Genomic DNA, 26,883 nt, shown 5'->3' with positions numbered 1-26,883 from the left:
ATCATTTACTAGATGTGCCTGGTATTCGAACCAATTAATCTGACATACATCTAAAGCTGAACATATGTTCGTATTACAAATATTTTATTTTATTTTTTTAGGTCATCACTCCTAAAATCAACAAAATCATCATCTATAAAATATGAAACGACATCACTTCCTGCAACATCATACATAACTTTATCAAAAGTCAAACTAACTAGTAAAATCGAAACCTCTTTGATTTTTGCTTCATTCGCTAAAGATATTAACTGCTCATCATACAAGTAATATCTCGCATTTATAAATACGTATAAACTATTATCACTCATACGATTTGCTATATCAACTATGTTAATAATTATATCATATACTGAGTCATATTCTATATCAGAAATAGATAAATTTAAATATTTTAATAGCTGATTAATATCGAACGATTCTGTAATTTGGAACGGTAAATCGTTATTAAAAATAGTTTGCATAACCTGACTTTTAATCTTAGCATCTTCCAATTGAATATTACGCATAAGATCACTATCACAATGATCAATAAAATGATTGATAATTTTTTTACCGAAAATTATATTTAAATTAGGAAATGTTGTTAAATCACCAACATAAGTTACCACTTTATTGACGTTAATTGGTTTATTTGACTCACTTAATACAGCAAATTCATTTGGTATGCCATTAAAAAATTGACTCAATTTCCAAATAAGCTGTGCATTTGTTGACTCAAATAAAGTAACACCATTATCAATATCAAATGATTCGTATGGATAAATCGTTAATGTTTTCATATAATGACCAACCTATTATCCTTATTCTTAATATCATCACTTGGTCTACCAGCTAAAAAGCGCATACTTTGATATTGCTTTTCAGTTACAATTAGTGTTTGTACAACACCATCATCGGGTACAATTTTAGCCAAACGTTCTTCCATAAACTTGGCTGCCTGTTTATCAATGGTTATTCGCATATAAACACTATATTGGATCATTAAAAAACCCTCATCAATTAACGTCTTCCGAAATTTTCTATAGTTCCGTCGATCATCACTCGTCAGTGTTGGTAAATCAAAAAATACTAACATTCTCATTATGCGATACCTCATATTTTTATCTCCAATGTAAAGTTCATATTATCCTTATCTGTACTATCTAAGAAGATAAATGCATTTCTGACTAGTTCATGCATCGCATTTGTCACAATACTTTGATGACCATTTATTGTAATTTCGTCATTCAAACAATCTACCAATTGAATTTTAGTGTCTCTATCTAGCTTCCCTACTTCATTATTTTTGACAATTCTATCCACAATTGGCCGAAAAGGCTCCATTAAATCACTCGCTAAATTCCACTCATTATTTAAACTATCATGATGAATGCCAATTTCTGTTAAGTAGCCACTTAAATGAATTTCTCTCGCCATAGCTGATAATAATATTTGATAACCAAAGTTTAATTTTGCATTGACATCGTTTTCATCGTCTTTGCGATTAAACTTTTTACCAAACAAACGTGGAAAATACATACGAGCTGCAACTGCTTCCCGATTACGCACATCTCCCGGTTCTAAATCTAAAATAAGTTGATCAAACCCACTACTATCTAAACTGAATTCATTTAAACACATTTTTTGTTCCTGAATTTTATTGATAACAATTTCTTGCCATAACAGATATCTTCGTTCAGTTGACCATAAAAACTGTTTCTTAATATGCTCATTTCTTTGATTATGTCCCCCATAACCATTTACTTCTCCAATTGGAAAGCCTTTTTGATCACTAAAAATAACTTTAATATCATTTTCTAATAACTTCATCATGGCATGACCAGTTATAACAGACTGCGTTGTCCCCAATAACAACACATTAATATCTGATAACGGCACAAGTTGCACATCTTTATCTGTCTGGACTACAACATGACCGGCTTTATAACTAATCTTGCAATGTTTTGTAATAACAACCGTTCTAAATCCCATAAGTTTTCCCCCATTATTATGAAAACATGTTATAATTTATTCATAGGGAGATTCATCACTCTCTAAGATTAGTGATTCGAACCCATTAATCTGACATACAGAATTAAAGTAACACAAAGCTTCGGCTGAGTTTACAACTTTATTGGCCCCTATGGGCATACATAGAAAGCCCGCAGGTATTTAAAATACTTGCGGGTCTTTTATTACTTACTGAATCTTATCTATAGCAAGTCTTTTATCAAAATTTTATTAACAAATAGTCCTGTTGGTGATTCAGATATTATTTGAGCATTATCAGATAAAACCATTCCACCAATTTTTTGTAATTTACTCCACCCTGGTTTTGCTTTAATCCCTAAATTCTTTCTCACTGGATCAAGCCATCCTGCATCATCATGTAATATATATAGTAATTCTGAAACTAATTTAGCTTTAATTTCTGAAGATGCCTCCACAAACAAATTTCTGACTTCTAAAAGATGCTCTATATCATGATTATAAAACTTCAACCTGTCAGCAACTTTATCATTAACCAAAATATCAAATATTTCTAATTGTTCTTGTAATGTCAATTCCTGATATTTTTCAGTACTGAACTGTTCACGTACAACAGCCCTACCTGCCAAAATATCATAATCATGCCTATTTAGCCACAATTGCTTTGCATTATGCTGCATTTGATAAGTTACAGCATAATAAACACTACCTTCATCTTCAATTTTCGTCTTAAGCGGCAATGGATATTTCAATACTTTATCAAACTTTCGAATATTCAAACTGTCAACATATTTCTGGACTGTTAACTGGTGATGATCAATCTGATTAGCAATCATGACAGGTACATTTAATAAACGATTTTTACCATCTGCTCTAACAAGCATCATGGCTGCTGATTCAACCTTTGTAAATCCACCATATAGTTCCGTGTCTTTTTGTTTATTCAACTTTATAGATGCATGCACGTCACTAGCAGGTAAAATCGTCTCTCCATACAGCCGTGTCCGCTTCATGCTCGTCTTACGAGTAACTAATATATTCTTCCAGAACAATACTTTCCGAATATAATCAAGATTATCTTGGCTCCAAAAATCATTTTCTTCAGGAACTAATTCACCCGTTTCCAAATCTAATGCGCCACGTGTGGCATTTCTCATTGATCCAACGACAAAAGTAAATGGATTCTTTCGAGCATATTTTGTGTCCTTACGTGCTCGTGCTATCCATTCTTTTGTGTAACGATTATATTCATTATTAGCATTGTCAGATAACTGACCTTGCTTAAAGAAGCCCTTATTCTCAATGTATTCGCCGACAGTAGCAATCATTAACGCATCATGGGCATGATGATAATCGTTCAAATCACGAATTTTAGGCACATTAATATAACGACGCATATCGCCAGTTAAACTAGCTCTAATGGCAACCGCCTTCGTATTTTCAAAGTGTACATCAATTAATTGTGCAACGTTCTTAATGATTTGACGCGTTTCAACTAATGAACGGGCAATAAATCGTTCTTTTTGTTTGTCACTAATATTCATTGTTAAATTATTAAACTTAGCTTGTGACATAAAGCCATCACGCACTAGTTTTTGCCAAAGTGGCTTACACTTATTACGGATAGCTTGCGAAACACCCCCAGCATTTGACTTTTCTCGATTGGCTTGACTGCTTACCAAAACACGGTTATCAATTGAATTATCCTTAGTAAATGCTTGTGGCACAATATGATCAATATCATAACTACTTAACTTATCGATATTCAACGAATCCCCAGTATACAAATCTTTACCTTGTTGTAGATAGTATAGGTACAAACGATCATCTTTAAAATCATCTGGCGATTCGGCATTTAATTGCTTAGCTAAGTCTTTCAAGCCGGCTGCTTTATACAAATCTTGCATTCGCTTAAATCTTGAAACCGTTCGCTTACTCTCTTGAGTTTCACGAGCAAATTCAATATAAACACGGTCTGGTTCTTCACCTTTAGCACGTACAATATCGTCCAATACTCTGAATGACTGGGTAATACCACGTTTAATCTCTTTACCACCAGCCAAATCTTGAATCAAACCATAAACATCAGCTCCATCTTCAGAAGCCTGGTTTTCTTGAGCCAACCAAGCTTGAACGCCATAAGTATCTTGATTATTATTAATGATTTCCATCAAATTCAATTGTGTTGCAAACAAAGTATCAATAATACTATGTTTACCACTTGGATTTGAAAATTCATTAGGTCTAATTTGATTACCATTTGCAACAATTGGTGTCGTTAATAGTTTTTTTGATAAGCGACCCCAACCTGTCCAATGCTTGCTCTTTAATTTATTGATTTGTTGTGGCGTCAATGCAATCTCAACCTGACTCAATTGATGCGCCAATACAGCTTTATCTTCAAAAACTGTTTGTAAGGTAATAATTTCATCGAGTTCATTAATTTTATGACTCTCAATAAAATGTTCACCTAACGTTTTTCTCAAATAATGATAACTATCCAAACTATTATTGAAATACTTTTCGTCAGACAAACCAGTTAACTTCATTCTACGGCCAATTTTTTGTAACACATAATCTTCAATATCAGTCTTAGAAACGTGTACTTTCACTTTAAAAATATAATTGTAAATATCTTGCTTCAAGTCAACATCTAAACGTTGATTATCTAAGCGCACGTTATTTAATTCTTGTAAAACATTGTACTTTTGATACAACAAAGAATTTTGAGGCAAAGTTTGCTCACCAATTAGATACGTATCGGTACCAGTTAAACGATCAATAAATGCTTTAGCTGATGAATCTTTATCAACTACCTCATCAAAGTTCCATGGCGTAATGGTTTGATTATTCTTACGCACCATCCAATGATTTTTTGGATCTTTGAATTGTTGCTGACTATCCTTCTCACTAACTAAAGGTCCAACATAATATGGCACCCTAAATATTAGTAGTTCTGCAATTTTAGATTCTTTATGGTCAGCATATACGTCAGCTAAAAATGGATAGTACTTACTTTGTTGCTTAATAATTTGTCGTACTTCATTTAAATGCAACTGGTGCGGAATTGAGCCGTTTTCTTTTGAACGTTGGACTGGCAAAAAGTTACCAGTATCCAACAAATTTAAATATTCGGCTTTTTCAGGTAATTCAGAATCTGCAATTAACGCTTTAAAATACTTACCTGGTTTCTTCCTCGTATCATCTGAATCTGCTTTCAACCACAACTTATAATTTGCATCAAAATCTTTTTTATTTTCGCGGTTGCGTAATTGACGTAATGTCTGTAATTGCGCATGATGCATATCATATAGTTTAACCATGGCGGCAGAAATTGATGTTTGCTTACCTAGTAATTCTTTAACTGTCAAACCATCATAAACAATTTTCAACTTTGTAATTAATGATTGTTGGTCATCATCTAAATAGCCTAAATCAAAAATTGCTTGTATTTTATCGTCATAATCAGCATCACTAAATTTAATGTCACGTAACTGTTTTTTGTCATCCTTATCTGTAATATCTAGATTAAATGCATTAATAATATCAAATTTATTACCAACAACTGCCGTCAAAATCGCCTTAACCGCATTTTTGCTAATCTTAGAATCCACACCAGTTAATGCAGCCGTTGCGTCTTCAACACGCTTGGTACGATTAATAGTTTGATTCGTTAAAGCTGTTTCAAAAGCATCAACATCCCCATCTGACAATAACATGGTATCTTCACCAAGCGACCACGATTTCAATATATCTAAAAATGATGCTGCCTCAAAAACATTATTTGCATCAATTTCACCAGTCATTAAGAAATGGCCACGATACTTAACTGCATGATGAATCGCCATATAAATTTCACGCAAATCATGTTTTTCAGTATCCTGCATCAAAGCTAATCGCAAATGATAAATGGTTGGATATTTCTGATAATATGCTTTATCAGCTTCACTACTACCAAGCACTGTTGCATTGCCAATACGGCCATCATTGAATTGTGGATTTTTTGTATCAGCTGGATTAACCCATGAATACTTTAATCTAGCCAAAAAATTTTCATCTATTTTCAATAATTGAGGTGCAAAAATTTCATTCAACAAACGTAAACGCCAACGACGACGTGATAAACGACGTCGAGTTGTCCGATGTGATCGTCGATCCTCTGCCGTTAACGCCGAATCAAATAAACGAACCCCTATTAAATTCTTACCTTTTGCACGCTCAATACGATAATTTTGATCGATTACTGCCCAACCAACTGACCCAGTTCCGATATCTAATCCTACACTGTACGTCATCGCTAAATCCCCTTTGTTTAGTTTATTTTTACATTATATATTATTACTTTGCCCAATATATATATTATACATCATTATCATTTTTTTAGTATAAAAAAAGACAGATATTTCAAACTCGCTCAACTAAATAGTCTATTTTGTAAAATACCGATAAACCTTTGCCTCATATGGTCTTAGCACGTCATCGGCATCATCCCGATAATTACTAATAATCTTTTCGGCATTTTGGGGTATTACCAATTTACGAATGACTTTATGATCTGTAAAATTAGCAATAATTAATAATTCTTCCTTATCAGCGATTCGCTTATACATATAAACGTCTTCATCATCAGATGCCAACAATTCATAGTGTCCTGTTGTGATAATTGGTAGTTCATGGCGTAACTTAATCAAAGATTGATAATAATAAAAAATCGAATGATTATCCGCTAATGCCTGTGTGACATTAATTTCTGGGTAATTTTCATTGACCTGAAGCCAAGGTGTCCCAGTCGTAAACCCAGCCGTGGCCTTACTATCCCATTGCATTGGTGTTCGAGCGTTATCACGTGATGAATGATAAACATATTTCATCATTTGATCAGGTGATATACGATGTTGTTTCATAACTAAATCTTGATAGGCATTCAAAGTATCAATGTCTTGATAATCGTGAATATCATCATACTTAATATTTGTCATACCAATTTCTTCACCTTGGTATACATAGGGCGTTCCTTGCATAAAATGTAAAACAGTTCCCAACATTTTAGCTGATAATTCACGATACTCAGGACGCTCGTCACCGAAACGTGAAACGACACGTGGTCGATCGTGATTATTCCAATACAAACTATTCCAAGCTTTACCGTCTAATTCATTTTGCCATTTTGATAAAACACGTTTTAGATCAACTAATGAAAAACGCTCATCACTCCATTTACCTAGCCCTTCTTTACTATCATCAATAGTCGTATGTTCAAATTGGAAAACCATCTGTAACTCATGCGCGTTAAAACCGGTATATTTTATTGCATCTGCCGGTGTAACACCTGGTGTTTCACCAACTGTCATAATATTAACTTTTGATAACACTTTTTCATTCATTTCACGCAAAAATTCATGAACACGAGGCCCATTTGCAACCATCTCCATTGATGAACTATGTTGACCAACAACAACATTGGGATCATCTGGAAACTGCATATCTTTTGAAATTAAATTAATCACATCCATACGGAACCCATCAACACCTTGTGCCAACCACCAGTTCATCATGTCATAAATAGCTTGACGTAACTTTGGATTCTCCCAATTTAAATCAGGTTGTTTCTTTGAAAAGATATGTAAATAGTATTGACCAGTGTGCGCATCATACTCCCAGGCTGATCCACCAAAATCAGACGCCCAATTATTAGGCTCATGACCGTCAACTGGATCACGCCAAATATAAAAATCACGGTATGGATTATCTTTTGATACCCGACTTTGCTTAAACCATGCGTGCTCATCAGATGTATGATTAACCACCAAATCCATCATAATCTTTAAATCTAATTCATGGGCTTTCTGGAACAACTCGTGCATATCTGCCATCGTCCCAAATGCCGGTTGAATGGCTTGATAATCACTAATATCATAACCATTGTCAGCATTTGGCGATTGATAAACTGGGCTTAACCAAACAACATCGATTCCCAATTTTTTTAAATAAGGTAATCGCTTAATCACACCGGGAATATCTCCCATACCATCCCCATCAGTATCCTGAAAACTACGTGGATACACCTGATACACAACTGCTTTTTGCCACCATTCACTTGTCATCATATTCCCCTTTATATGGTAATTTCACATACCTTTATCATATCATGTTTGATTTTTGCAATCGCTATAAACATATTAAAAAGAAACAAAAAAGAAGTGCGCTTAGAAGTTAAATTTTTACTTTAACTTCCAAGCACACTTCAAAACCCACTGTCTTCTAAAATCTTTTAATATGTGCTAAATATATCAAAATTGGCTAATTGTATCGTCTGTTTCCTTTAACATACTGCCAGGTGCTGATGGTCGAATCATCCATAATGAAATAATCAATACTGGCAAAAAACCAATTATCACTTCAGTCCATGTCATTGCTCCCGAACTGTTTTGAATCAGCGAGGTGATATCTACAAAAGAGTGGATAATAATTGGTAGCCATAACGAACCCGTTCTAATATAGAGAATTGCAAAACCAATTCCAAAAACAGTTGCGTACACAACTTGTTGAATCACTTCTAGTGGCGCTTCACCTCCTGATAAGTTAATAAAGTGTATTGATCCAAAAATCAACGAAGAAATGATAGTTGCCATAAATATTTGCCATTTTGAACCATTAAAAAACCGCAGCAGCAGTATAAAAATAGTGCCGCGTATTAATAACTCCTCAAAAAATCCCGGTTGACTGCCAATGACAATATCCGCATAAATGGCATCAATCTCCATGTGTGATAAAGCTTTGATAGAATCAATTATTTGATCACACGTTGGTAATATTATCGCCAAAAGAAGTGGAACAATCGACAGCCAATTGATATTTTTTTTGATACTGAAATGAAACTTGACAGGCCACTTAATGTTCAGAATCAATTTTGGTAGTATTGCTAACAATATTGATCCTAAGAAAAACAGTGTTGTCCCCAAAAATGCCGTAGGTTGGTCATGTTTAATCAAACCAAATTGACCTAAAACGTTATAGAATAAAACATCTCGAATCATCACTAAACTAATCAAAATAATAAATGACCCAATTATAATACTACCTAATCTCACATACTTATTCGAAATTAATTTCTTCACAATTAACCTTTAACCTCCGAATTTTGGTATCTAACAATCATATGACCTCACTTTTTTTAACTGATACGCCCAATATGACAACGTACTTTGAGATTAAAAGAAACCACAAAAATTCATTATCAACAGAAATAGCCAATTTTTTAAAAGTTTTCATTTAAGAAACTGATAATGCATTTAGCAGCTAATTGTTTATCGCCAACTTGACAATGACGCTCGCCACCACTTCTTTCAGTAAAAACTTTGCTAGTAATAGAACGTGCATTGACCAATTGTAAGGCTTCTTTTGCAGCTGTTTCAGCAGGAACATACAAATCTTTTGTACATCCAATTAATAAAACATCTTGTGTAATACGATCTAATTTGCCATTCATCGTATACTTAGCTGCTTCCATCACAAAATCTACAGGTCGCTTCGTTAACGTGATATCCATTCCTTTTTGCAATTTAAAAGTTAAGTCAACATTATCTCTTGCTTTTTCTACTAAAATCGCATTGAACTTATTCTGTAATATTGAATCACCAGCTAATTTAGGTACAATTTCAGCCGCAGCTGGCATCTTCATAATTAACGATTCAGCTAAATCATACATCACATCATAGGCTAGTACCTTTTGAATACGTGGTTCATAAGCAGCTGCACGTGTTGCTAGATAACCGCCTAGTGACATTCCTAAAATATCAGCTGCCTCAATTTGATAATAATCAAGAAGCGCACCAACTGGCTTTTCCCATTCATGGGTTAATGGTACCCCGGTTTTTAAACAAGTTCCCTGCCCAGGGCCCTCAAATAAAATGAAATTATAGTTTGGTAGACCATCGTACATACCTTGTGAAAATGTCAAACGTATGATTTCCTCCATATATGAATCGAAACCACCATGAAAAATAATTGTCTTGTTTGCATTTTTATGATTAATACGAACGACAGGCATATAACCTTGCTGATAAGGGACTTTATCAAAGATTAATTTTGATGTATCAATACTTTGATAGAAATTTTCTGAAAAACGACGATAAGTCTCTTTTTTACGAACATCTTTCTCAATTAAAAAGAAATCAGCCATTTGAAAATATGCTGAAGCTAACCCATGGTGCTTTGCTTTTTCAGCTTGATCACCTAACTTGTACCAAACTGTATACCAGCTTTCCTGATCAGAAATATATTTAACAGACTCAATAAGGATATTTTGAATATCATCGTCATTATAATATGGCTCCATGAAACGATTGATTTGGAAATTAAATTGTTCATTTTTCATGTATTCTTTATACATCATTAACACCTTTCTTTTAAAACACGAATTAATTATTTCAGTACCATTAATTTATAACATCGTTAAGCATTGAGAGCAAGTGCTTGCTCTCGTTTTGTATTAAAATGATATCTCATCTTTTTAAGAAATACTGAAAAGCAATAATCTTTCAAACTAATTACTGACATTTTTTATTCCAAATAATAAAAGAGGTTGGGACAAAAGACAATGTTCCAACCTCTTTTTGCTAAAATTGTTTGAATTATAAGCCTGTCATTTTTATAGCATAAACGCGTTCACAAAGACTGAATTCTCAATGTAACGAATTTTGCCCGCTTCACGGTCTGGTGACCGCAAAACGTCTTTATTATCGCTCTCTCAACATTAAATAAATAATTCTATTTTTATATCATTAAAGGGTATTTTCCCAATCGTCCTTCAGTAACATCCATATATACTCATCATGGCATCCATCTATTAACAATTCATTTGCCCGAATGAAGCCATCTAAATGAAAGCCACCTTTTTCAGCAACTTTGTTACTTCGTGTATTTTCGACTGCTGCGTGGATCTATATTTTATATTGAAACACTAGTTAACCTCCAACATATCAGATTACTTCTCATAAACTTTCAACTTTAGTGGTTCTGTGCTCATTTCAATTACACCACCCAAAAGAAAGGTAAAAATAGGTTGCGTGTGTCCAAAGTCAACATCATAAATGACAGGAATTTGTTTAAGCAACGAATATTTATCTAATATGTACAACAATAAATCATGTGTCATACCGCATTCCTTAGGAAATCTACCAATGACTAATCCCCTTATATCTGGATAAACTTGTAAAAATTGCGCTAAAAGACGATCAAATTCGTCCGCATCATCTTCTTCAGCTTCCTCTAAAAATGCGACTGGCTGCGCAATTCTTTTAAAAAAAGGAGTGCCAAATAATAAATGATAAGTCTGAATATTACCACCAATTATTGTGCCAGTTGCCCGGCCACCGTGATAAACTTGCCATTTATTTGGCAAAAAATTCCTTGGCATCGATGTGTCATACCACGGATCACTTGTATACACATCACTAGCTACCAAATCATAATTCGCATCTTTTTCTTGATTTGATACGACTTGCAACCATTGTTTTGTTTGAAAGTCTTGCAATGCATCCATTTTAAAGGAAGAATACGCTGGTGAATAATATGTCACCAATCCTGTTTTAGCAAAGATGGCTGTATGTAAACTCGTTGTATCAGAATAACCAAAGAAAAATTTAGGATTACTTTTTATTAATGTCCAATCAATATAAGGTAATAATTCATTCGCGTTAAAGCCACCAATAGTTGTCATAACTGCTTTAACTTGCTTATCCCTAAAAGCATCATGTAAATCTGCCAATCTTGATGAAATCGAAGCAGAAAATAGTTGATCATTTTCATAAATATGTTGTCCAAACGTCACTTTGAAGCCAAGATCTTCTAAACGTTTTTTAGCAATTAAATTATTTTGCATCCCACCAATTTTTTCTAAACTTGAACTAGGTGAAATAACACGGATTTCATCACCAGGTTGCAATTTTTTAGGATAAATTTTTTCCATAAATTATCTCCTTTCTAAATATTTTTATTAAAAAATATCTTATTTACCTGTTTTCTACGACCATACATTAACACTATATAGCACGGTAAATATATTTTAAAGATGCGCATCCTGACGTCAAGTTAAATAATCACAACGGGTCTTGGATGACTTGGTGCATCCCATGCTTCTTTTATATGATCTAACGCGAATAATTTTGTAGGAACTTGCCAATTGTTTGTCATTGCTAATTGAAAAACGTTTGCAATCGCAGAAACTAATTCTTTACCATGCAATGAACCAATGCCTGATCCCAATAAACTGATTTTGGTTGATCTTAATAAATTACCCGGCAAATTAATACTTGGGGATGCTAATGTTCCTATTTGAATATAGCGAATTTCAGATTGCACATGATTAAATTGATAAATCGCTTGCATAATTTTCTCGGTAGAATCTCCCCACAAATAGTCTAAAACAATGGTCACATCAGCTATTATTTGACCTAAATCTGCCACATATCGAGATTGTTCATCATCATTGTAGTCGTTCGAAGATAAATAAACATCTGCACCAGCTGCTTTTAAATCTTCTTTTTCACGTCCTAATGCAATAACTTTTTTAGCGCCCAAAGCATATGCCATCTTAATAGCAAGACTACCCGCTGTACCAGTAGCACCATTAACTAAAACCACATCATTTTCAGTAATTTTAGCACGATTAACCAAAGCTGCATATGAACTCATACCTGGATTTGCAATTGCTGCAGCAGTAATTGTATCTAATCCTTTAGGAACTTTGACCGTCCGATGTCTATCAACAATTGTTTGTTCTGCTAATGCACCATAAAGCCCTTTTGAACCATTAAAATAGTAACGTTCCCCACTTTTAGACTCACCAACACCTTCTATACCAGCAATTCTTGGAAAAGAATTGTCACTAGAATAATGACTTCCTAAAGATATTCCTTTACTAACTCTCGTTACTGCACTGGCTTTAATGGTCAGTACCAAATCATCACTAGTTAATGCTTGCGGTTCTTCTATTTCTTGAATGACAGGCATCATTCCTTTATTTTTAACTACGGCTGCTTTCATAATAAACACCTCTCTTTATTTAAGTGCATTATGCACATAAATAAGTATAACATAGTGCGTGCATAATGCACGCACTATGTTTATAATACAAATATGGATACTCAAAAAATACAAGAATTATATGTTGAAACTTTTAAATTAGTAACCTTTTTTAATCAACCTGAAAACGATAAACTACTATTAGAAAAAAATAATATTGATTTAGACTTTAAACTATTTCCATTGTTTGTCGCTATTTCAAGAATGCAACCTGTAACCGTCCAAAAATTGAGTGATTTTTCAGGTCGCCCACACTCAACAATTAGCCGACAAATACAACGCTTAGAAGCTGCAAACCTCGTGGAAACTAACATAAATGTTAACGACAGCCGAAGTCGTATCATAAAGTTAAGTATAACTGGTGATAAATTATCGGATAAGATTAAAAATGCAAGATTTAAAACAATGAATCAGGTTTTAAGCAATATTACCGATCACGAACAGGAAACGATAATTAATAGTTTAAAATTACTAAATAGACTGATTTTAGAAAATGCCTCTGAAAATCAACGTAAATAATCTATCTCTTTTCGAATAAAAATAAAAAACACATTAGTCGTGATATACCAAAAAAGCAACTAAATTCATGAAAAATTCAGTTGCTTAATAATTAAGTTATTTAATGACATATAATATACATAACGGTTTTACACTACTTGATGAAAGTGTTTCGACCTCCCTTTTATTACGTCATTTTTCTAATAAAAATTACCGCCGAATTCTTTCTGTAATTGTTCAAATTCATAATCCGATTCAGATGTATCAACTGTCCATTTTTGATCAATTTAATATCTTGACCATCATTTTCTAGCACAGGCATTGTCTCTAAAACTTCTGGAAACTTTTTGATGAGTGACTCCTTGACAGCGCCATCAACTTCACTATACGACATATCACCATTAGCATTCTCATTTTCATCTACTTGTCGATGCGCTTCAGTGATAACTGCCGATAAATCAGTCAATTTTACTAAAGTTGGCGTTACTGTAATTTCTGCAGTTGTTGGTGTCGCTGTCTTTATTGCATATTTAACAGAACCTTTTTTAGTATTCACAGCTTGAATTTGTTTAATCATATTTGTCGTTGCTTCATCAGCAATCGTATTGTTAAATGCGCGTGTTTCAAGGAAATCTCGAGTCACATTCCGATATGAAACTTGTTCATCTTCTAACTTATTAGTCAATAATTTGTCATACGAAATATCATCTGTCTTATTTAGGAATACCCGATTAACATAACTTGTCATCGCTTTTTGCGATTCCTCGGTATAATCTTGATACTTACTAGTGTTAACCTTCACCTTAGTCATTGGTATTTTATTTGTACCTGATGTGACTGGTGAGACTTCTAAAGTATATTTTTTGTTCTTAGTAACAGGGAAAACAACATACCCATTGATTACGTCATGCTTGGCTAGTTTTTCATATCCCATAGTTGAAAAATCATCCCCACTACCATAAATTTGAACTGATTTAATCCGATTACCACTTTTATCCTTTAACTTAATATCGCTAGTCATTAAGCTATGCTTAGCCCCTTTGTTTTTAATGTGTAAATTCAAAGCTAAATAACCTTTGCTTTTAGATAAAGTTTTTTTGTCTTCCGGAATAATGTATTCACCACTTTTAATGGTTACTGCATCCCCATTTGCAGGTGCTGAAGCTGTTGCGGCAATAATATGATTGTTACCAGCATATCCCGCGAACGTACTCACTGCTATCAAACTTGCAAAAACAAGCCCATTTTCTTATGTATTTTCATAATAAATCCCCTTTTATTAATCTACATTTGAGCATAGTGCCCGTACCCATTTATTAAATTAACTAGTCATTAATACAGTCTTTAGCAATTAACACCGCTAACAGCAACGTATTTATGATGAGAGATATCCTAATTAAATTATAACAAATATGGAATAAAGACTGTTGTAATAACAACTCGTTTCATTTTTGGTTCTTATTAGTACAATATCCATTAGTGGATTTTAATAATAACAAGATTTTCTTGACCTAAAGTCAGATTTAGGGTTTAAAGTCAACATGTGAGAAAAAAAGAGATAAACAAGAAGGAAAAAAATATGGAATTAGTTAATTTATTACAAAAAATGAACACGGAACAATTTATTGCAAACAATTCTGAAACGCAACAGGCTATGAATGCTATTTCTAGTGACACACGACGTTTATGCATGATTTTAAACACTGGCGTCTATACAGATGAAGAAATTAGACAACAGTTTTTTAAAATTATTGGTCAAAAAGATGATCCAACATTTTCAATGTTTTTACCGTTCACCACTGATTTTGGTAAAAATATTAAAATTGGTCATCATGTTTTTATGAATTCAGGCTGCCGTTTTCAAGATCAGGGAAGAATTATTATTGGTGATGATTGCTTAATTGGCCATAATGTTGTCATCGCAACCATTAATCATGATTTAAACCCTGATAAACGAAATAACTTACATTTACAACCCGTTGAATTAAAAAAGAATGCTTGGATTGGTTCAAATGTCACTATTTTACCAGGTGTGACCATTGGAGAAAATGCTGTCGTGGCTGCTGGTTCAATTGTCACAAAAAACGTACCAGATAATGTTGTCGTGGCTGGTAATCCAGCAAAATTTATCAAATCAATATCAATATAGGATTCATGTACTCTTAAAAGACGCCATCGCTATTAAATTGCTGCATTTAATAACGACGGCGTCTTTTACAACTAAATATTAATTCATTTAAAAGTCCCTTCTAACAATTATTTTTTACATAAAACTCTGTACCATCTTTAACTGCCTGTCCGTAATAATGACATTTATATTCAAGCGTTGCTAATGTTTCATCTAATTCAACCATTTTAGCTTGCACAGTTTGTCGTAAATCCTGAAACATTTGCAATCGCTGCTGTAATGTACTATCCCCCATCTCACACCATTGAATAAATATTTTTATATCTTTAATAGCCATCCCTGATTTTTTGAGACATTCAATAATTTTAATGGTTTTCAGATTTTCTGATGTAAATTGTCGAACACCTGCATCGTTTTTTTGTAAATTAGGGATTAAATTTTCCTTATCATAATAGCGTATTGTTGAAATTGATAAACTAAATTGCGTTGCAACTTCTCCGATTGAATATGTTTTTCTCATAATTACATTGCCTCTTAAATTTTTCTTGACCTAAAGTCAGGTTTAGGCTTTAAAGTGATTGTAACATAATAATAATTTTATATGAAAGGAAGAATCAATATTATGGCTATTAAAGATAAAGTAGTAATTATCACGGGGGCTTCTTCAGGTATTGGTGCTGCAACTGCTAAAAAATTAGCAGACCAAGGAGCAAAATTAGTACTAGGTGCACGGCGTGAAGATAAATTACAAGAATTAGTTAAGGAAATTCAATCTAATGGTGGCGAAGCCATTTATCAAATCACTGATGTCACAAAAGAAACTGATAATCAATACCTTGTTAATCAAGCAATTGATAAATTTGGACGAGTTGATGTCATGTTTTTAAACGCTGGCTTAATGCCAAACTCACCATTATCAGCTTTAAAGTCTGATGAATGGCATCAAATGATTGATGTCAATATCACAGGTGTTTTAAATGGTATACAAGCTGTCTTGCCTAAATTTACTGAACAGAAATTTGGACATATCATCACGACATCATCTGTTGCCGGCCTAAAAGCATACCCTGGTGGTGCCGTCTATGGCGCAACTAAGTGGGCGGTTCGTGATCTCATGGAAGTTTTACGAATGGAATCTGCACAAGAAGGTACAAATATTCGTACAGCAACGATTTACCCGGCTGCCATTCAATCAGAACTGATTAATAAAATTTCTGATAAACAGACTGCACAAGAATTTAATGCGTTATATGACCAATATGAAATTTCACCCAATCGAGTCGCAAACGTTGTTTCCTTCGCCATCGATCAACCAGAAGATACTAATATCAGCGAATTTACAATTGGACCTACTATTCAACCATGGTAATGAAGAGATAAAATATGATGAAAAAATTAGTCTAGTTCATTGTTCAAAATATAAAGAAAATCCTTATTTAAACCATATGTTAAATTCAAGGCCTGTCAACGTTACGATTAAAATAATTTCCAAGTAGATATAATGTCTATAACTTACGTTAGGAGACAGCTTAATGAAACTAAAAAAATATATCTTACTTATAAGTCTGTTATTACTAACACTTTTTGTAACCGTTTTTATCTTTAGTCAAATTGACAAAAAAGATAATATGACTACTTTTCATGCTGGAAGAGATAATACAATGAAATCTAAAAAAACTGAACAAGATAAAATTTCGATTAGTATTGATGACACGATTTTACATGCCCACCTCTATCAAAATGCTGCTACTGCTGATTTAAAGAAGCAACTTCCCCTTGAATTGAAGTACGTTGATTTTAATTCGGCAGAAAAGATGGGCGATTTAGCACAGCCGTTAGATACAAAGGGTATGACTAATGGTACAGCAGCAAGTGGCGGTGATATTGGCTATTGGTCTCCTGATAGACGCATTATTTTTTATTATGAAGATGTCCCAAAATTTTCAGGTATTCATATTATAGGTCATTTTGATAATCGCCAGGAAGCACAACACTTTTTAAAAACACACAACTCATTTTCAGCAACAATTAAACTTAAATAAATATTATTCAATACAGTAATCAACACTACCCTTTTGTCAGGGCTATTTTAAAACAGGTGAATTTCCATTTGAAATGGAACACAAAGATAAATAAAAAGGAGACATGTTTACTATGACTATCAAAAATAAAGTTGTTATTATCACAGGTGCTTCTTCAGGAATTGGTGCTGCAACTGCAAGAACTTTAGCCGCTAAACATGCAAAATTGATTATTGGTGCACGACGAACAGACAAACTAAATGCTTTAAAAAATGAATTTCCTGATGAGCAAATTATTACACAAAAAGTTGACGTCACAAATTTTTCTGAAGTCAATGCTTTAATTCAAACCGTCCTTGAGCACTTTGGTAAAATTGATGTCTTATTTAATAACGCCGGTATTATGCCTATCAATCCATTAATTAAAGGTGCCCGCAAAGAATGGCAAGATATTTTAAATGTCAATATTATGGGTGTGCTGAATGGTATTGCAGCAGTTTTACCTATCATGGTAAAACAACAACATGGCCATATTATTGCTACTAATTCAGTTGCTGGTCATGTTGTTGTCCCTAATTTAGCTGTTTACAATGGTTCAAAATTTGCAGTTAGAGCAATTATGGAGGGTTTGCGTCAAGAGCATCACACTGATAATATTCGTACTTCTATCATTTCGCCAGGTGCTGTAGCAACCGAATTATACACATCATCCACTGACCCTGAAACTCAAAAAGCTGAACTAGAAAATGAAAAACACATTGGCCTTAGTGCACAACAAATCGCAAATGCGGTAACGTTTGCAATCGATTCACCTGCTAGCATGGATATTAACGAAATGATGATTCGACCTATCAAACAAACTGTCTAATTGAAGAAGGGAGCTAATGATGAATAAATTGACTAATGATACACGTGTATTTACAATTAATGAACAAATTGATGTACAAGATGTGCGATTCCAAAACAGATATGGTTTTAACATAGCTGGCCATCTTTATTTACCACTTAACTTTGACCGTACTAAAAAGTATGCTGCTGTTATTATTTCTGGTCCATTTGGTGCTGTTAAAGAACAGTCAAGTGGGTTATATGCTCAAACTTTAGCTGAGCGTGGTTTTGTGACTTTAGCATTTGATCAATCTACTACTGGTGAGAGCTCTGGTATTGTTCGTAATATGGCATCTCCTGACATTTTTGTAGAAGATTTTTCGGCAGCTGTTGATTTTATTGGACTACAAGACTACGTATCACGAAAAAGAATTGGTGCCTTAGGAATTTGTGGCTTAGGTAGCCATGCATTAACAGCAGCTTCTATTGATAAAAGAATTAAAGCTGTCGCAACAAGTGTTATGTACGATATGAGTGAATCAATGTGGTTAGGATTGAATAATTCAAAAACCAAAGAACAACAAGATATTGAACGAGATTATCTGGCAATACAGCGCTGGCAAGATGCTGAATCAAATACTTATGAAGGTGGTCCCCACGAACTATCGTTTGACAAAAACAATCAACCAATTCATTCTGCAACAGTACTACCAAATACCTTAAGCCCTGATGCCGATCCTGTCACAATTGATTTTTTTCATTATTATAAAGAACGAGCATTTCATCCACGTTCGATTAATTCAAATGGTGCATGGTCTGCAACAAGTCCTTGGAGTTATTATAATTTTCCACTACAGCAGAAAATTTCTGAAATTTCGCCACGACCTGTATTAATTGTAACTGGTGAAAAAGCACACTCACGATACATGGCCGAAAGTGCTTACGAACATTTACAAGAGCCAAAAGAATTAGTTACTATTCCTAATGCAACTCATACAGATTTATATGATCAAATGAATCTAATACCATTTGACAAATTTACTCATTTTTTTAAAGTCAATCTTGCTTAGTTAACGTCTGACATTTGTGATACTTTATAGTAATTAGTTAAAAATAAAGGCTGTACGATATTTATGCCTAATTAACTAGGTACCATCGTGACTTTTATATTCAAGCAAGCGTCACAAATAAATTAAATAAAAACTAAACTATAAAAAAGATACAGAATTCACAAAAGATTTCTGTATCTTATTTTTTAATCTTACTTTGCGTTATATAAGTCACCAAGATAGTCAAAATTATTCAATATGTGGTTGGCCGGTAGAAGCTGTTGTCCCACCATCTACAGTCAGGATTGTTCCAGTAATATATGCAGCATCATCTGATGCCAAGAACAATACAGCGGGTGCAATATCTTCTGGTTTTCCAGGCCTACCAAGAGCAATTCTATTAATAAATGGATTCAACTGTTCCTTAGATTTAGCCATGTCTTTTGTCATATCAGTTAGTGTAAATGCGGGTGCAACAGCGTTTACCCGAATGCCATCAGCTCCCCAATCAAGTGCCAAAGATTTAACAAAGCCATTGACAGCATGCTTGGTAGCATTATAAATAGATTGTTGCCAATCACCATTACTTCCAGAAACGGAAGAAATTGCAATTAAAGAACCTTGACTTCTTTTCAATAATGGATAGCTCGCTTGAGCCAGATAGAAAAAACCATCAATATTTGTTGCACGTACATTTTCCCATTCTTGCTTTGTTATCTGATTAAACTCACCCGAAATCATAGCTGCAGCATCACTAACAACAATGTCTAAGCGACCAAATCTTGCACTTACTTCATCTACTGCTTCTTGCGCTGCTGTTGGTTGGGAAATGTCTTTTGAAATTGTTAAAACCTTGTTTTCATCATAACCAGCAATTGTCTCTTTTAATGCTTTTTCTCGCCGACCAACGACAGCAACCTGTGCGCCATTATCTAGAAAGGCTTGTGCAATGGCCCGGCCAATACCACTACCACCACCGGTTATTAACACGGCTTTATTTTTTAAATCATATTTATTTTTAGTCATGACTGTACACTCCTTATTAATTTTATGTTAATCTTTTGTTATAGAAAGGAAATTTAAGCTTATGAAAAAAACATACAAACAGTTGTTAGAACGTCATTGTGCTACTGCCAATACACTATCTTTGATTGGTGGTAAATGGAAGATTTTAATCTTAAATCATTTGCGTAACAGAGCTTATGGTTTTAATGAACTGCAGCGTTCATTATATGAGATTACTGCACATACATTAAACGACAGCTTAAAAGAACTTGAAGAAGATCAATTAATTATTCGTAAAGACTTTAAAACGGTACCACCTAAAACAGAATATTCTTTATCATCTAATGGTCAAGAATTAATCCCCTTATTAGATGAAATTATAAAATTTGGTGAAAAACATCCTGTCTTAGAGGATAGTGATATTGCTGATTCAGATACTCATCAGAAAAAAATTAGTTAATCTCGTCTTTCAAATTTTTTGTGATAAATGAATGCGCAGATTGTGCCATTTCCAATGGATTAACGTGGTTTGGATTTATTTCAGCATCAACCATTACCCATCCCTGGTATTTCTTCTTTATTATAAAATCAAAAAGTGGTCTGAAATCGATATCCCCTTGCCCAGGGACTGTGAACATGTCATTTAAAATTGCTTCTTTAAAGGAGAACCCTCTTTTACGAAAAAGGGTTTCTTTTTTTTGATGAACGTCTTTTAAATGTAAATAATTGATCCGTTTTGCATACTTTTTTAAAATTGGCAGATACGACCCGTCTGAAACAACCGCATGGCCAGTATCTAAAAGTAATCCAACTAAGTCAGCATCTGTATTTGACATCAAACGATCAACTTCTTCACTTGTCTGCACGCCAGTTCCCAAATGATGGTGGTATGCGATTTGGACACCATATTTATGTGCTATACGCCCATATTCATTCAGTCCAGCACATAGCTCTTCCCACTCGGCATCTGTAAAATAGGGTTTATCTGCAAAGATATTTTTATCTGTTTGCCTTTGTATCGAATTTGTTTGTTCGGATAGCACTGTAAATGATGCATGAATTTCAGAGAGATATTGGCAATGCTTTTCAAAATCTTGCAATGCTTTTGCTATACCATCACGAATAATAAAACTACTAAACCACTGTCCACCCACCTGCAATTTACGAATAGCCACTTCAGCATTTAAATCAGCTGCTTTCGGAAAATAGCTACCAGCTTCTGTACCTTGGTATCCTGCCAAAGCGACTTCACTTAAAATACGTCGGTAATCAGTATCCCCACCAAGTTCAACGACATCTTCATTTCGCCAACTAATTGGTGATATACCTAAATAAAAACCGTTCATTATAGATTTCATCGTTCAAACCCCCATCTAAAAATCTAACCAGTTAACGTATTCTATTTTCTATTTGTTAAATACACAACAACAAAATAATAAGTACCCTACTTAAATAATGCCATTAACCGTGTAGCCAATTATTTGTTTTTATTTTAACCAGGTATTAATTATCATGTTTAAAAACATTTTCATAACCACCCATTGTTTCAGCAATTTGATCTAGGAAACTTGGCTGAATTCCTAGATCCTCCATATCGGCCTTTGTAAGATAGTATCGAATGGCCTCTTCGTTACCAGCCTCAACTTTTTGAACCCACTTAGGCTCCCAGATAGATTCGTGCCCCAAAGCGACAAAATCAAATGCCTGACTGACCTTTTCTGCTTCTTGTGGTGTTTTAATATTACCAACAACGATCAGTGGGAACGCTCCTGCAACACGATCTCTAATGGCTTGATTAACAATTGTCTGAGATGATTGATCCCGCATTGGTGTCCGCCACACATTACTTTGAGAAACATGCAAATAATCAATTTTAGTTTGTTTCAACCTATCAATCAATTGCAACGTATCATCCAACGAAATACCTGGTTCCTCCAATTCTTCCGGTGAAATACGATACCCTAATAGAAAAGTTTTTTTAGCATATTTCTCGATTACTTGAGTCGCTTCATCAATGACTGCAAGTGGAAAATTCATTCTTTTTTCAAGCGAACCACCCCAATGATCTGTTCGACGATTCGAATGTGGCGAGAAGAATTGTTGCAACAAGTACGTATTCGCACCATGCAACTCTACTCCGTCAAAGCCTGCTTGAATTGCTCTTTTAGTTGCTGCACCAAAGTCTTTGATAGTTTGAATAATTTCATCTTCAGTTAGTGCTCGTGGCACTTCAGAATCTTCGCGTACCGCTGAAACAGCGCTGGCACTGATAGGTCGTTCGCCTCTTAAGATTGCACTGTTTGACATGCGACCGGCACTAAAAATCTGAATAATAGCTTTGGTGCCATTTTTCTTCATATGCGAGGCTAGCTGGCTGAGCCTTGGTAAATATCTATCATCTGAGATACTCAACTCGCCTTCAAATCCTTTACCTAGAGAATTGACATTTGCAACTGCCGTAATAAATAGACCTGCACCACCAGAATGTTGAGAATAATAAGCTAGTTCATCACTGCTAACAGTGCCGTCCTCTAATGACAATCGTTCTGTCATTGGTGGAATAACAATTCGGTTCTTTAATTCTATATCCTTATTTTTAAATAAATATGGTTTTAAAAAGTTATATTTTGTCATATACAAAACCTCCTAAGACAATGAATAAACTTAATAAATTTAGTATAACTTGCTGAAATTTAATTTAATAGTACTGACTTTTTTAATACTACCCCTCATTTATAAACTGCAGATAATATTGATGTCACATTCCCCAATGAAAAAACGAACAAATAACTGGCTATCAAGTCACCAAAAAAGTGAATGAAAACATAAGTCGTTATAAATAGCTGAAAAGAGCGTAAATCTATCAATTTGAAGTTGGTAGATTTACGCTCTTAAACGTGTTTGATTTTTCACTGATATGACAAAATTTTTATACAAGAAGAACTCATCTTATTTCAACTCTAACCATTTATCCAACAATTGTGATACCTCTATTTTTCGATTATTTTTAATATTTAAAAGTCGTCCTTTATTTTCTTCACCACCCTTTACTGAAAAACCCTGAATAATTTGCGCACCTAATGCCAGCGACTCAATTTGATCAAAGGTTGACCCCTGACCATAACCACCATTAGTATTAAAAGGCATTATCCTTAATCCTGTAAAATCATGATTGATCAAAAATGAAACAACTGCTTGAGGTAAAGCCATATTCCAAGTCGGTGAGCCAATGAAAACGCATTTGTAAGACTTCAGATTATCAATATGAGTATCTAAAGTGGGTAAAATATTATTTTCTTGTTCCATCTGATTTTGGTGTACTTCTTCTCGGTAATCAATAGGACGAGCCTCACTAGTCACTATCTGTACAATATCTCCACCCAATTTGTCATGAATCAATTTTGCCACAACTTCTGTATTACCAGTTCGTGAATAATAGACAATTAAGTTTTTGTTACGATGCATCGATAAATTCCTCCCTAATTAATTTAAAAACAAATCTTAGTATGCACCTTGGAGTAAACGCCAAGTCAATAAAAAATTTAAACTAGTGTCACAAGCATGACAAATGAAGAATTCGTTTTATCTAAATTAGATTGATATAATTTATTCACTCATAGCCCCAGCAATATCACTCTTCGGTTCCTGCATCGTAATAACCGTATCACCATGTATGACCTTTTGGGCTTCTGCCATTGGTTCAATTAATTTATGTTCATCATTTGTAACAATAACCATTACTGTGTCATCATAACCTGCATCTCGTATGACTGGCGCATTAAAGCTTCCTAGCAAATCACCTTTTTGTACAATCGCTCCCACTTCAACATCTTTATTAAAACCCTTTCCTTTTAATGCAACCGTATCAATACCAATATGTACTAAAATTTCAACACCATTTGTCATCGTGAGACCATATGCATGACCAGTATCTGCAACCACCGTCATTTTACCTGATTGCGGTGCATAAACGTTGACTTGATTATCCTTGCTACTCTTAATAGCAACACCATTTCCCATGATACCAGATGAAAATACTGGATCATTTACTTTGCTTAAGTCTGTTGTTTCACCATCAATTGGTGCATAAACACTATCGTCTAATATTGCTGCTTGTGTTGCGTCTGGATCAACTAATAATTCTTTGGGCATTGCGAACATATTCGTTAAAATGAACGCAACAACAATCGCAGATAATGAAACAATTGTATATACTAACAAACTATATCCATTATAAATATACATCAAGTACGATGGTACAACTGCTAAGCCATAAGTATTGGCAGAAACATTGAAAATACTTAATAATGCACCACCAACACCACTCACTAACACAGTAACTAGCAATGGTTTTAGATTATATCTAATCAATATTCCAAATAAAGTTGGTTCTGAAACACCAAATAATTGTGATGAGAAAGAACCGGTAAAGGTTGCTTTATCTTTTTTATTACGTGTACGCATAATCATAGCCAAAGCAACACCCAAATTAGTAAATCCATAAATTCCTTCTAATGGAATCAACGGATTAAGGTGAGTCGCTGCTAACAATGATGTCTCAATCGCAATCATCATTTGATGGATACCAATCAAAACCATCAATGGATAAGCAGCACCAATAATAAATCCACCGATACCATAAGGTAAATGAATTAGACCTTGAACACCATCTACTAAAATATTTTCAACACCGTGAACAATTGGACCGACACCTAAAATCATGATACCGAACGTTACCAACATAGTTAAGAATGGTGTGATAATTTGGTCTGACACATTTGGTACATGTTTATGGAAATAAATCTCTAACTTTGCCCCGTTGATGAGGTTGCTAACCCGAATGGTATATGGGAATTAATGTATTTTGGTAAGACAATCTCTGAATAATTTAAAAGGAGGTCATTCACATGATAATTGTTTTGTGGATTTTACAAATTTTATTAGCACTATTATTTTTAAGTTCTGGTTATTCAAAAACTTTCCAATATAGCAAAAAAGAAGACGAATTAAAAAAAATGGACCATCTTGAATCAAAGAATTTAATCATGTTCATCGGAACAGCAGAAATGCTTGGTGCTTTAGGATTAATTTTACCTAAAGCAACCAATATTCTACCTGTGTTAACAATGTGGGCGGCTATCGGTTTAATGCTTATTATGTTTGGTGCTTTTGTTATACATTTAAAATTTAAAGAATATAAAAACGCTACTTTTGTCACTATTGTTTTCATCTTGTTACTGATTATTGCGATCTATTCCGTTTAGTTTAATGACTACTAACTGCTAATCAAATCTTTCTACAAATTAAAAGCGTTGGCATGAGGGCAAAAGTCTTCGTACCAACGCTTTATTTTCAAGTTTATTTTTCTATAACTTACCTAGATTAGAAATCTTAGCAGTATGTCATTCGGTGTAATGAACTTATTTATCTGTCTTTTCATAAACTGGGAACGAATCCGATTCACCATAATTATCGATATGCTTAACTTGCTTTAATGCCGTCATATCATCATCACTAATTGTGAATGCTAACTCAGTATTACTGATAATATGACTTGGTGTTTCCGCCTTTGGCAGAGGTAACATCCCCAACTGCAAACAATATTGCAAGCATAATTGTGCAACACTAACACCATACTTATCAGCCATTTTTTGTAACTCTGGATTATGCAAGATTTCACCATGAGCAACTGGTGAATAAGCTTCAACTAGGACATCATTATCCTGACAGTATTTGATTAAATCAAACGGCGTATTAGAGACATGTGCTAAAACTTGATTAACAACTGGTTTAATACGACCATTTTGCAAAATATTGTCTAAATCAACTTGTTGGAAATTTGATACACCAATGGCTTTAATTTTACCAGCATCATAAGCTTCCTCTAGAGCACGCCATGCTGCTAAATTACCCTTGAAATAGTGTTCACCATTCCTAAAATCAGCCCATGGTTGTGGTGCATGAATAATCATCATATCGACATAATCTAGGTCTAAATCAGTCAGTGACTGGTCAATTGCAGTAACTGCCTCATCATATGACTTGATTTCGGCTGCCAATTTCGTTGTCACAAACACATCTTCACGTGAAACTGATGACTCACGAAGCGCTTGACCAACTCCTCTTTCGTTTCCATATGCTTGGGCCGTATCAATATGTCGATAACCAGCATCAAGCGCTACCTTGACAGGCTCAACGACTTTATCATTATCAATTAACCATGTACCAAACCCTAATTTTGGAATTTTAACACCATTTGATAACGTAAATGTTTCATCTAAAATTGTCATGTTAGACT

Annotated in this window: 24 protein-coding genes, 1 pseudogene and 1 CRISPR repeat array (1 of these 26 running past the window's edge); of the genes and pseudogenes, 8 read left to right on the top strand and 17 right to left on the bottom strand. The window is 34.1% G+C overall.

Annotated features, from left to right (window positions below; all coding sequences use genetic code 11):
• Nucleotides 1-57: direct repeats of the CRISPR family, unit length 36 nt; unit sequence GTATTCGAACCAATTAATCTGACATACATCTAAAGC; it reaches 1,035 nt to the left of the window's first position.
• A gap of 32 nt (nt 58-89) precedes the next feature.
• The 9 genes from csn2 to ACSKY2_RS01850 form a co-directional block, all read right to left on the bottom strand.
• The gene (csn2, locus tag ACSKY2_RS01890) at nt 90-782 is read right to left on the bottom strand and encodes a type II-A CRISPR-associated protein Csn2 (protein WP_489877920.1); all 693 of its coding nucleotides are present in this window, start codon (nt 780-782) and stop codon (nt 90-92) included.
• On the bottom strand, nt 779-1,084 hold the full coding sequence (gene cas2 / locus ACSKY2_RS01885) for a CRISPR-associated endonuclease Cas2 (RefSeq protein WP_489877919.1): 306 nt from the start codon (nt 1,082-1,084) through the stop codon (nt 779-781). The genes csn2 and cas2 overlap by 4 nt, the downstream gene beginning before the upstream one ends.
• An 11-nt stretch (nt 1,085-1,095) precedes the next feature.
• Nucleotides 1,096-1,974, bottom strand: a complete 879-nt coding sequence (cas1, locus tag ACSKY2_RS01880) for a type II CRISPR-associated endonuclease Cas1 (protein WP_489877918.1) — start codon at nt 1,972-1,974, stop codon at nt 1,096-1,098.
• A 221-nt stretch (nt 1,975-2,195) separates the two neighbouring features.
• Nucleotides 2,196-6,266 carry a type II CRISPR RNA-guided endonuclease Cas9 gene (gene cas9 / locus ACSKY2_RS01875; protein WP_489877917.1) on the bottom strand — a complete coding sequence of 1,357 codons (4,071 nt, stop codon included), beginning with the start codon at nt 6,264-6,266 and terminating at the stop codon, nt 2,196-2,198.
• A gap of 132 nt (nt 6,267-6,398) precedes the next feature.
• Nucleotides 6,399-8,078: an alpha,alpha-phosphotrehalase gene (locus tag ACSKY2_RS01870; RefSeq protein ID WP_489877916.1), complete on the bottom strand. Its 1,680-nt coding sequence runs from the start codon at nt 8,076-8,078 to the stop codon at nt 6,399-6,401.
• Nucleotides 8,079-8,261: 183 nt separating this feature from the next.
• On the bottom strand, nt 8,262-9,089 hold the full coding sequence (locus ACSKY2_RS01865; RefSeq protein WP_489877915.1) for a CPBP family intramembrane glutamic endopeptidase: 828 nt from the start codon (nt 9,087-9,089) through the stop codon (nt 8,262-8,264).
• Between the two features lie 140 nt (nt 9,090-9,229).
• On the bottom strand, nt 9,230-10,366 hold the full coding sequence (locus ACSKY2_RS01860) for an alpha/beta fold hydrolase (RefSeq protein ID WP_491737201.1): 1,137 nt from the start codon (nt 10,364-10,366) through the stop codon (nt 9,230-9,232).
• A 591-nt stretch (nt 10,367-10,957) separates the two neighbouring features.
• Entirely contained in the window at nt 10,958-11,941 is a 984-nt protein-coding gene (locus ACSKY2_RS01855; protein ID WP_489877913.1) for a S66 family peptidase, read from the bottom strand.
• A 122-nt stretch (nt 11,942-12,063) separates the two neighbouring features.
• Nucleotides 12,064-13,017: a quinone oxidoreductase family protein gene (locus ACSKY2_RS01850; protein ID WP_489877912.1), complete on the bottom strand. Its 954-nt coding sequence runs from the start codon at nt 13,015-13,017 to the stop codon at nt 12,064-12,066.
• Between the two features lie 93 nt (nt 13,018-13,110).
• Between ACSKY2_RS01850 and ACSKY2_RS01845 the strand changes: the two genes are divergently transcribed.
• A complete protein-coding gene (locus ACSKY2_RS01845) occupies nt 13,111-13,575 on the top strand; it encodes a MarR family winged helix-turn-helix transcriptional regulator (protein ID WP_489877911.1) in 465 nt (154 codons plus the stop codon).
• 166 nt (nt 13,576-13,741) lie between these two features.
• Here the strand turns inward: ACSKY2_RS01845 and ACSKY2_RS01840 are convergent, their stop codons facing one another.
• Nucleotides 13,742-14,770 (bottom strand): DUF5105 domain-containing protein, encoded by a 1,029-nt coding sequence (locus tag ACSKY2_RS01840; RefSeq protein ID WP_489877910.1) that lies wholly within the window; start codon nt 14,768-14,770, stop codon nt 13,742-13,744.
• A gap of 363 nt (nt 14,771-15,133) precedes the next feature.
• On the opposite strand from ACSKY2_RS01840, the gene ACSKY2_RS01835 reads away from it, so the two are divergent.
• Nucleotides 15,134-15,703, top strand: coding sequence for a DapH/DapD/GlmU-related protein (locus ACSKY2_RS01835; protein WP_489839605.1), 570 nt, complete (start codon nt 15,134-15,136; stop codon nt 15,701-15,703).
• A gap of 100 nt (nt 15,704-15,803) precedes the next feature.
• Here ACSKY2_RS01835 and ACSKY2_RS01830 read toward each other — a convergent pair whose 3' ends face one another.
• The gene (locus tag ACSKY2_RS01830; protein ID WP_489877909.1) at nt 15,804-16,202 is read right to left on the bottom strand and encodes a MerR family transcriptional regulator; all 399 of its coding nucleotides are present in this window, start codon (nt 16,200-16,202) and stop codon (nt 15,804-15,806) included.
• A 102-nt stretch (nt 16,203-16,304) separates the two neighbouring features.
• Here ACSKY2_RS01830 and ACSKY2_RS01825 point away from each other — a divergent pair, with 102 nt between their 5' ends.
• The 4 genes from ACSKY2_RS01825 (at nt 16,305) to ACSKY2_RS01810 (ending at nt 19,601) form a co-directional block, all read left to right on the top strand.
• The gene (locus ACSKY2_RS01825) at nt 16,305-17,051 is read left to right on the top strand and encodes an SDR family oxidoreductase (RefSeq protein WP_489877908.1); all 747 of its coding nucleotides are present in this window, start codon (nt 16,305-16,307) and stop codon (nt 17,049-17,051) included.
• Between the two features lie 163 nt (nt 17,052-17,214).
• Complete coding sequence (locus ACSKY2_RS01820; protein ID WP_489877907.1) at nt 17,215-17,724, top strand: cyclophilin-like fold protein; 510 nt, start codon at nt 17,215-17,217, stop codon at nt 17,722-17,724.
• Between the two features lie 112 nt (nt 17,725-17,836).
• Nucleotides 17,837-18,571, top strand: coding sequence for an SDR family oxidoreductase (locus tag ACSKY2_RS01815; protein WP_489877906.1), 735 nt, complete (start codon nt 17,837-17,839; stop codon nt 18,569-18,571).
• Between the two features lie 16 nt (nt 18,572-18,587).
• Nucleotides 18,588-19,601 carry an alpha/beta hydrolase gene (locus ACSKY2_RS01810; RefSeq protein WP_489877905.1) on the top strand — a complete coding sequence of 338 codons (1,014 nt, stop codon included), beginning with the start codon at nt 18,588-18,590 and terminating at the stop codon, nt 19,599-19,601.
• Between the two features lie 228 nt (nt 19,602-19,829).
• On the opposite strand, the gene budC is transcribed toward ACSKY2_RS01810, so the two are convergent.
• A complete protein-coding gene (gene budC, locus ACSKY2_RS01805) occupies nt 19,830-20,606 on the bottom strand; it encodes a meso-2,3-butanediol dehydrogenase (RefSeq protein ID WP_489877904.1) in 777 nt (258 codons plus the stop codon).
• A 61-nt stretch (nt 20,607-20,667) separates the two neighbouring features.
• On the opposite strand from budC, the gene ACSKY2_RS01800 reads away from it, so the two are divergent.
• The gene (locus ACSKY2_RS01800) at nt 20,668-21,045 is read left to right on the top strand and encodes a winged helix-turn-helix transcriptional regulator (protein ID WP_489877903.1); all 378 of its coding nucleotides are present in this window, start codon (nt 20,668-20,670) and stop codon (nt 21,043-21,045) included.
• On the opposite strand, the gene iolE is transcribed toward ACSKY2_RS01800, so the two are convergent.
• The 4 genes and pseudogenes from iolE to ACSKY2_RS01780 all read right to left on the bottom strand — a co-directional run.
• Entirely contained in the window at nt 21,038-21,943 is a 906-nt protein-coding gene (gene iolE, locus ACSKY2_RS01795; protein ID WP_489877902.1) for a myo-inosose-2 dehydratase, read from the bottom strand. The two genes, ACSKY2_RS01800 and iolE, sit on opposite strands and share 8 nt — an antisense overlap.
• A gap of 145 nt (nt 21,944-22,088) precedes the next feature.
• Nucleotides 22,089-23,219 (bottom strand): NADH-dependent flavin oxidoreductase, encoded by a 1,131-nt coding sequence (locus ACSKY2_RS01790; RefSeq protein ID WP_489877901.1) that lies wholly within the window; start codon nt 23,217-23,219, stop codon nt 22,089-22,091.
• 315 nt (nt 23,220-23,534) lie between these two features.
• Nucleotides 23,535-24,050 (bottom strand): flavodoxin family protein, encoded by a 516-nt coding sequence (locus ACSKY2_RS01785; RefSeq protein WP_489877900.1) that lies wholly within the window; start codon nt 24,048-24,050, stop codon nt 23,535-23,537.
• A 141-nt stretch (nt 24,051-24,191) separates the two neighbouring features.
• A pseudogene (locus ACSKY2_RS01780) lies at nt 24,192-25,403 on the bottom strand (glucose PTS transporter subunit IIA); the annotation flags it as partial.
• 89 nt (nt 25,404-25,492) lie between these two features.
• Here ACSKY2_RS01780 and ACSKY2_RS01775 point away from each other — a divergent pair.
• Nucleotides 25,493-25,849, top strand: a complete 357-nt coding sequence (locus ACSKY2_RS01775) for a DoxX family protein (RefSeq protein ID WP_489877899.1) — start codon at nt 25,493-25,495, stop codon at nt 25,847-25,849.
• A 156-nt stretch (nt 25,850-26,005) separates the two neighbouring features.
• Here ACSKY2_RS01775 and ACSKY2_RS01770 read toward each other — a convergent pair whose 3' ends face one another.
• Nucleotides 26,006-26,869: an aldo/keto reductase gene (locus ACSKY2_RS01770; RefSeq protein ID WP_489878218.1), complete on the bottom strand. Its 864-nt coding sequence runs from the start codon at nt 26,867-26,869 to the stop codon at nt 26,006-26,008.
• Nucleotides 26,870-26,883 lie beyond the last annotated feature (14 nt).

The sequence above is a fragment of the Weissella sp. ESL1156 genome, assembly GCF_058505625.1.
The sequence above is the reverse complement of the archived record's forward strand: the minus strand, read 5'-3'. Positions and strand labels throughout refer to the sequence as shown.

Excerpts from the sequence above, each read along its gene's own strand:
- cas2 (WP_489877919.1), bottom strand. The coding sequence starts at position 1,084 with ATGAGAATGTTAGTATTTTTTGATTTACCAACACTGACGAGTGATGAT.
- ACSKY2_RS01850 (WP_489877912.1), bottom strand. The coding sequence starts at position 13,017 with ATGAAAGCAGCCGTAGTTAAAAATAAAGGAATGATGCCTGTCATTCAA.
- ACSKY2_RS01790 (WP_489877901.1), bottom strand. The coding sequence starts at position 23,219 with ATGACAAAATATAACTTTTTAAAACCATATTTATTTAAAAATAAGGAT.
- ACSKY2_RS01855 (WP_489877913.1), bottom strand. The coding sequence starts at position 11,941 with ATGGAAAAAATTTATCCTAAAAAATTGCAACCTGGTGATGAAATCCGT.
- cas1 (WP_489877918.1), bottom strand. The coding sequence starts at position 1,974 with ATGGGATTTAGAACGGTTGTTATTACAAAACATTGCAAGATTAGTTAT.
- ACSKY2_RS01860 (WP_491737201.1), bottom strand. The coding sequence starts at position 10,366 with ATGATGTATAAAGAATACATGAAAAATGAACAATTTAATTTCCAAATC.
- ACSKY2_RS01815 (WP_489877906.1), top strand. The coding sequence starts at position 17,837 with ATGACTATCAAAAATAAAGTTGTTATTATCACAGGTGCTTCTTCAGGA.
- ACSKY2_RS01870 (WP_489877916.1), bottom strand. The coding sequence starts at position 8,078 with ATGATGACAAGTGAATGGTGGCAAAAAGCAGTTGTGTATCAGGTGTAT.
- ACSKY2_RS01845 (WP_489877911.1), top strand. The coding sequence starts at position 13,111 with ATGGATACTCAAAAAATACAAGAATTATATGTTGAAACTTTTAAATTA.
- budC (WP_489877904.1), bottom strand. The coding sequence starts at position 20,606 with ATGACTAAAAATAAATATGATTTAAAAAATAAAGCCGTGTTAATAACC.
- ACSKY2_RS01825 (WP_489877908.1), top strand. The coding sequence starts at position 16,305 with ATGGCTATTAAAGATAAAGTAGTAATTATCACGGGGGCTTCTTCAGGT.
- ACSKY2_RS01775 (WP_489877899.1), top strand. The coding sequence starts at position 25,493 with ATGATAATTGTTTTGTGGATTTTACAAATTTTATTAGCACTATTATTT.
- iolE (WP_489877902.1), bottom strand. The coding sequence starts at position 21,943 with ATGAAATCTATAATGAACGGTTTTTATTTAGGTATATCACCAATTAGT.
- ACSKY2_RS01835 (WP_489839605.1), top strand. The coding sequence starts at position 15,134 with ATGGAATTAGTTAATTTATTACAAAAAATGAACACGGAACAATTTATT.
- ACSKY2_RS01820 (WP_489877907.1), top strand. The coding sequence starts at position 17,215 with ATGAAACTAAAAAAATATATCTTACTTATAAGTCTGTTATTACTAACA.
- ACSKY2_RS01800 (WP_489877903.1), top strand. The coding sequence starts at position 20,668 with ATGAAAAAAACATACAAACAGTTGTTAGAACGTCATTGTGCTACTGCC.
- csn2 (WP_489877920.1), bottom strand. The coding sequence starts at position 782 with ATGAAAACATTAACGATTTATCCATACGAATCATTTGATATTGATAAT.
- ACSKY2_RS01785 (WP_489877900.1), bottom strand. The coding sequence starts at position 24,050 with ATGCATCGTAACAAAAACTTAATTGTCTATTATTCACGAACTGGTAAT.
- cas9 (WP_489877917.1), bottom strand. The coding sequence starts at position 6,266 with ATGACGTACAGTGTAGGATTAGATATCGGAACTGGGTCAGTTGGTTGG.
- ACSKY2_RS01830 (WP_489877909.1), bottom strand. The coding sequence starts at position 16,202 with ATGAGAAAAACATATTCAATCGGAGAAGTTGCAACGCAATTTAGTTTA.
- ACSKY2_RS01810 (WP_489877905.1), top strand. The coding sequence starts at position 18,588 with ATGATGAATAAATTGACTAATGATACACGTGTATTTACAATTAATGAA.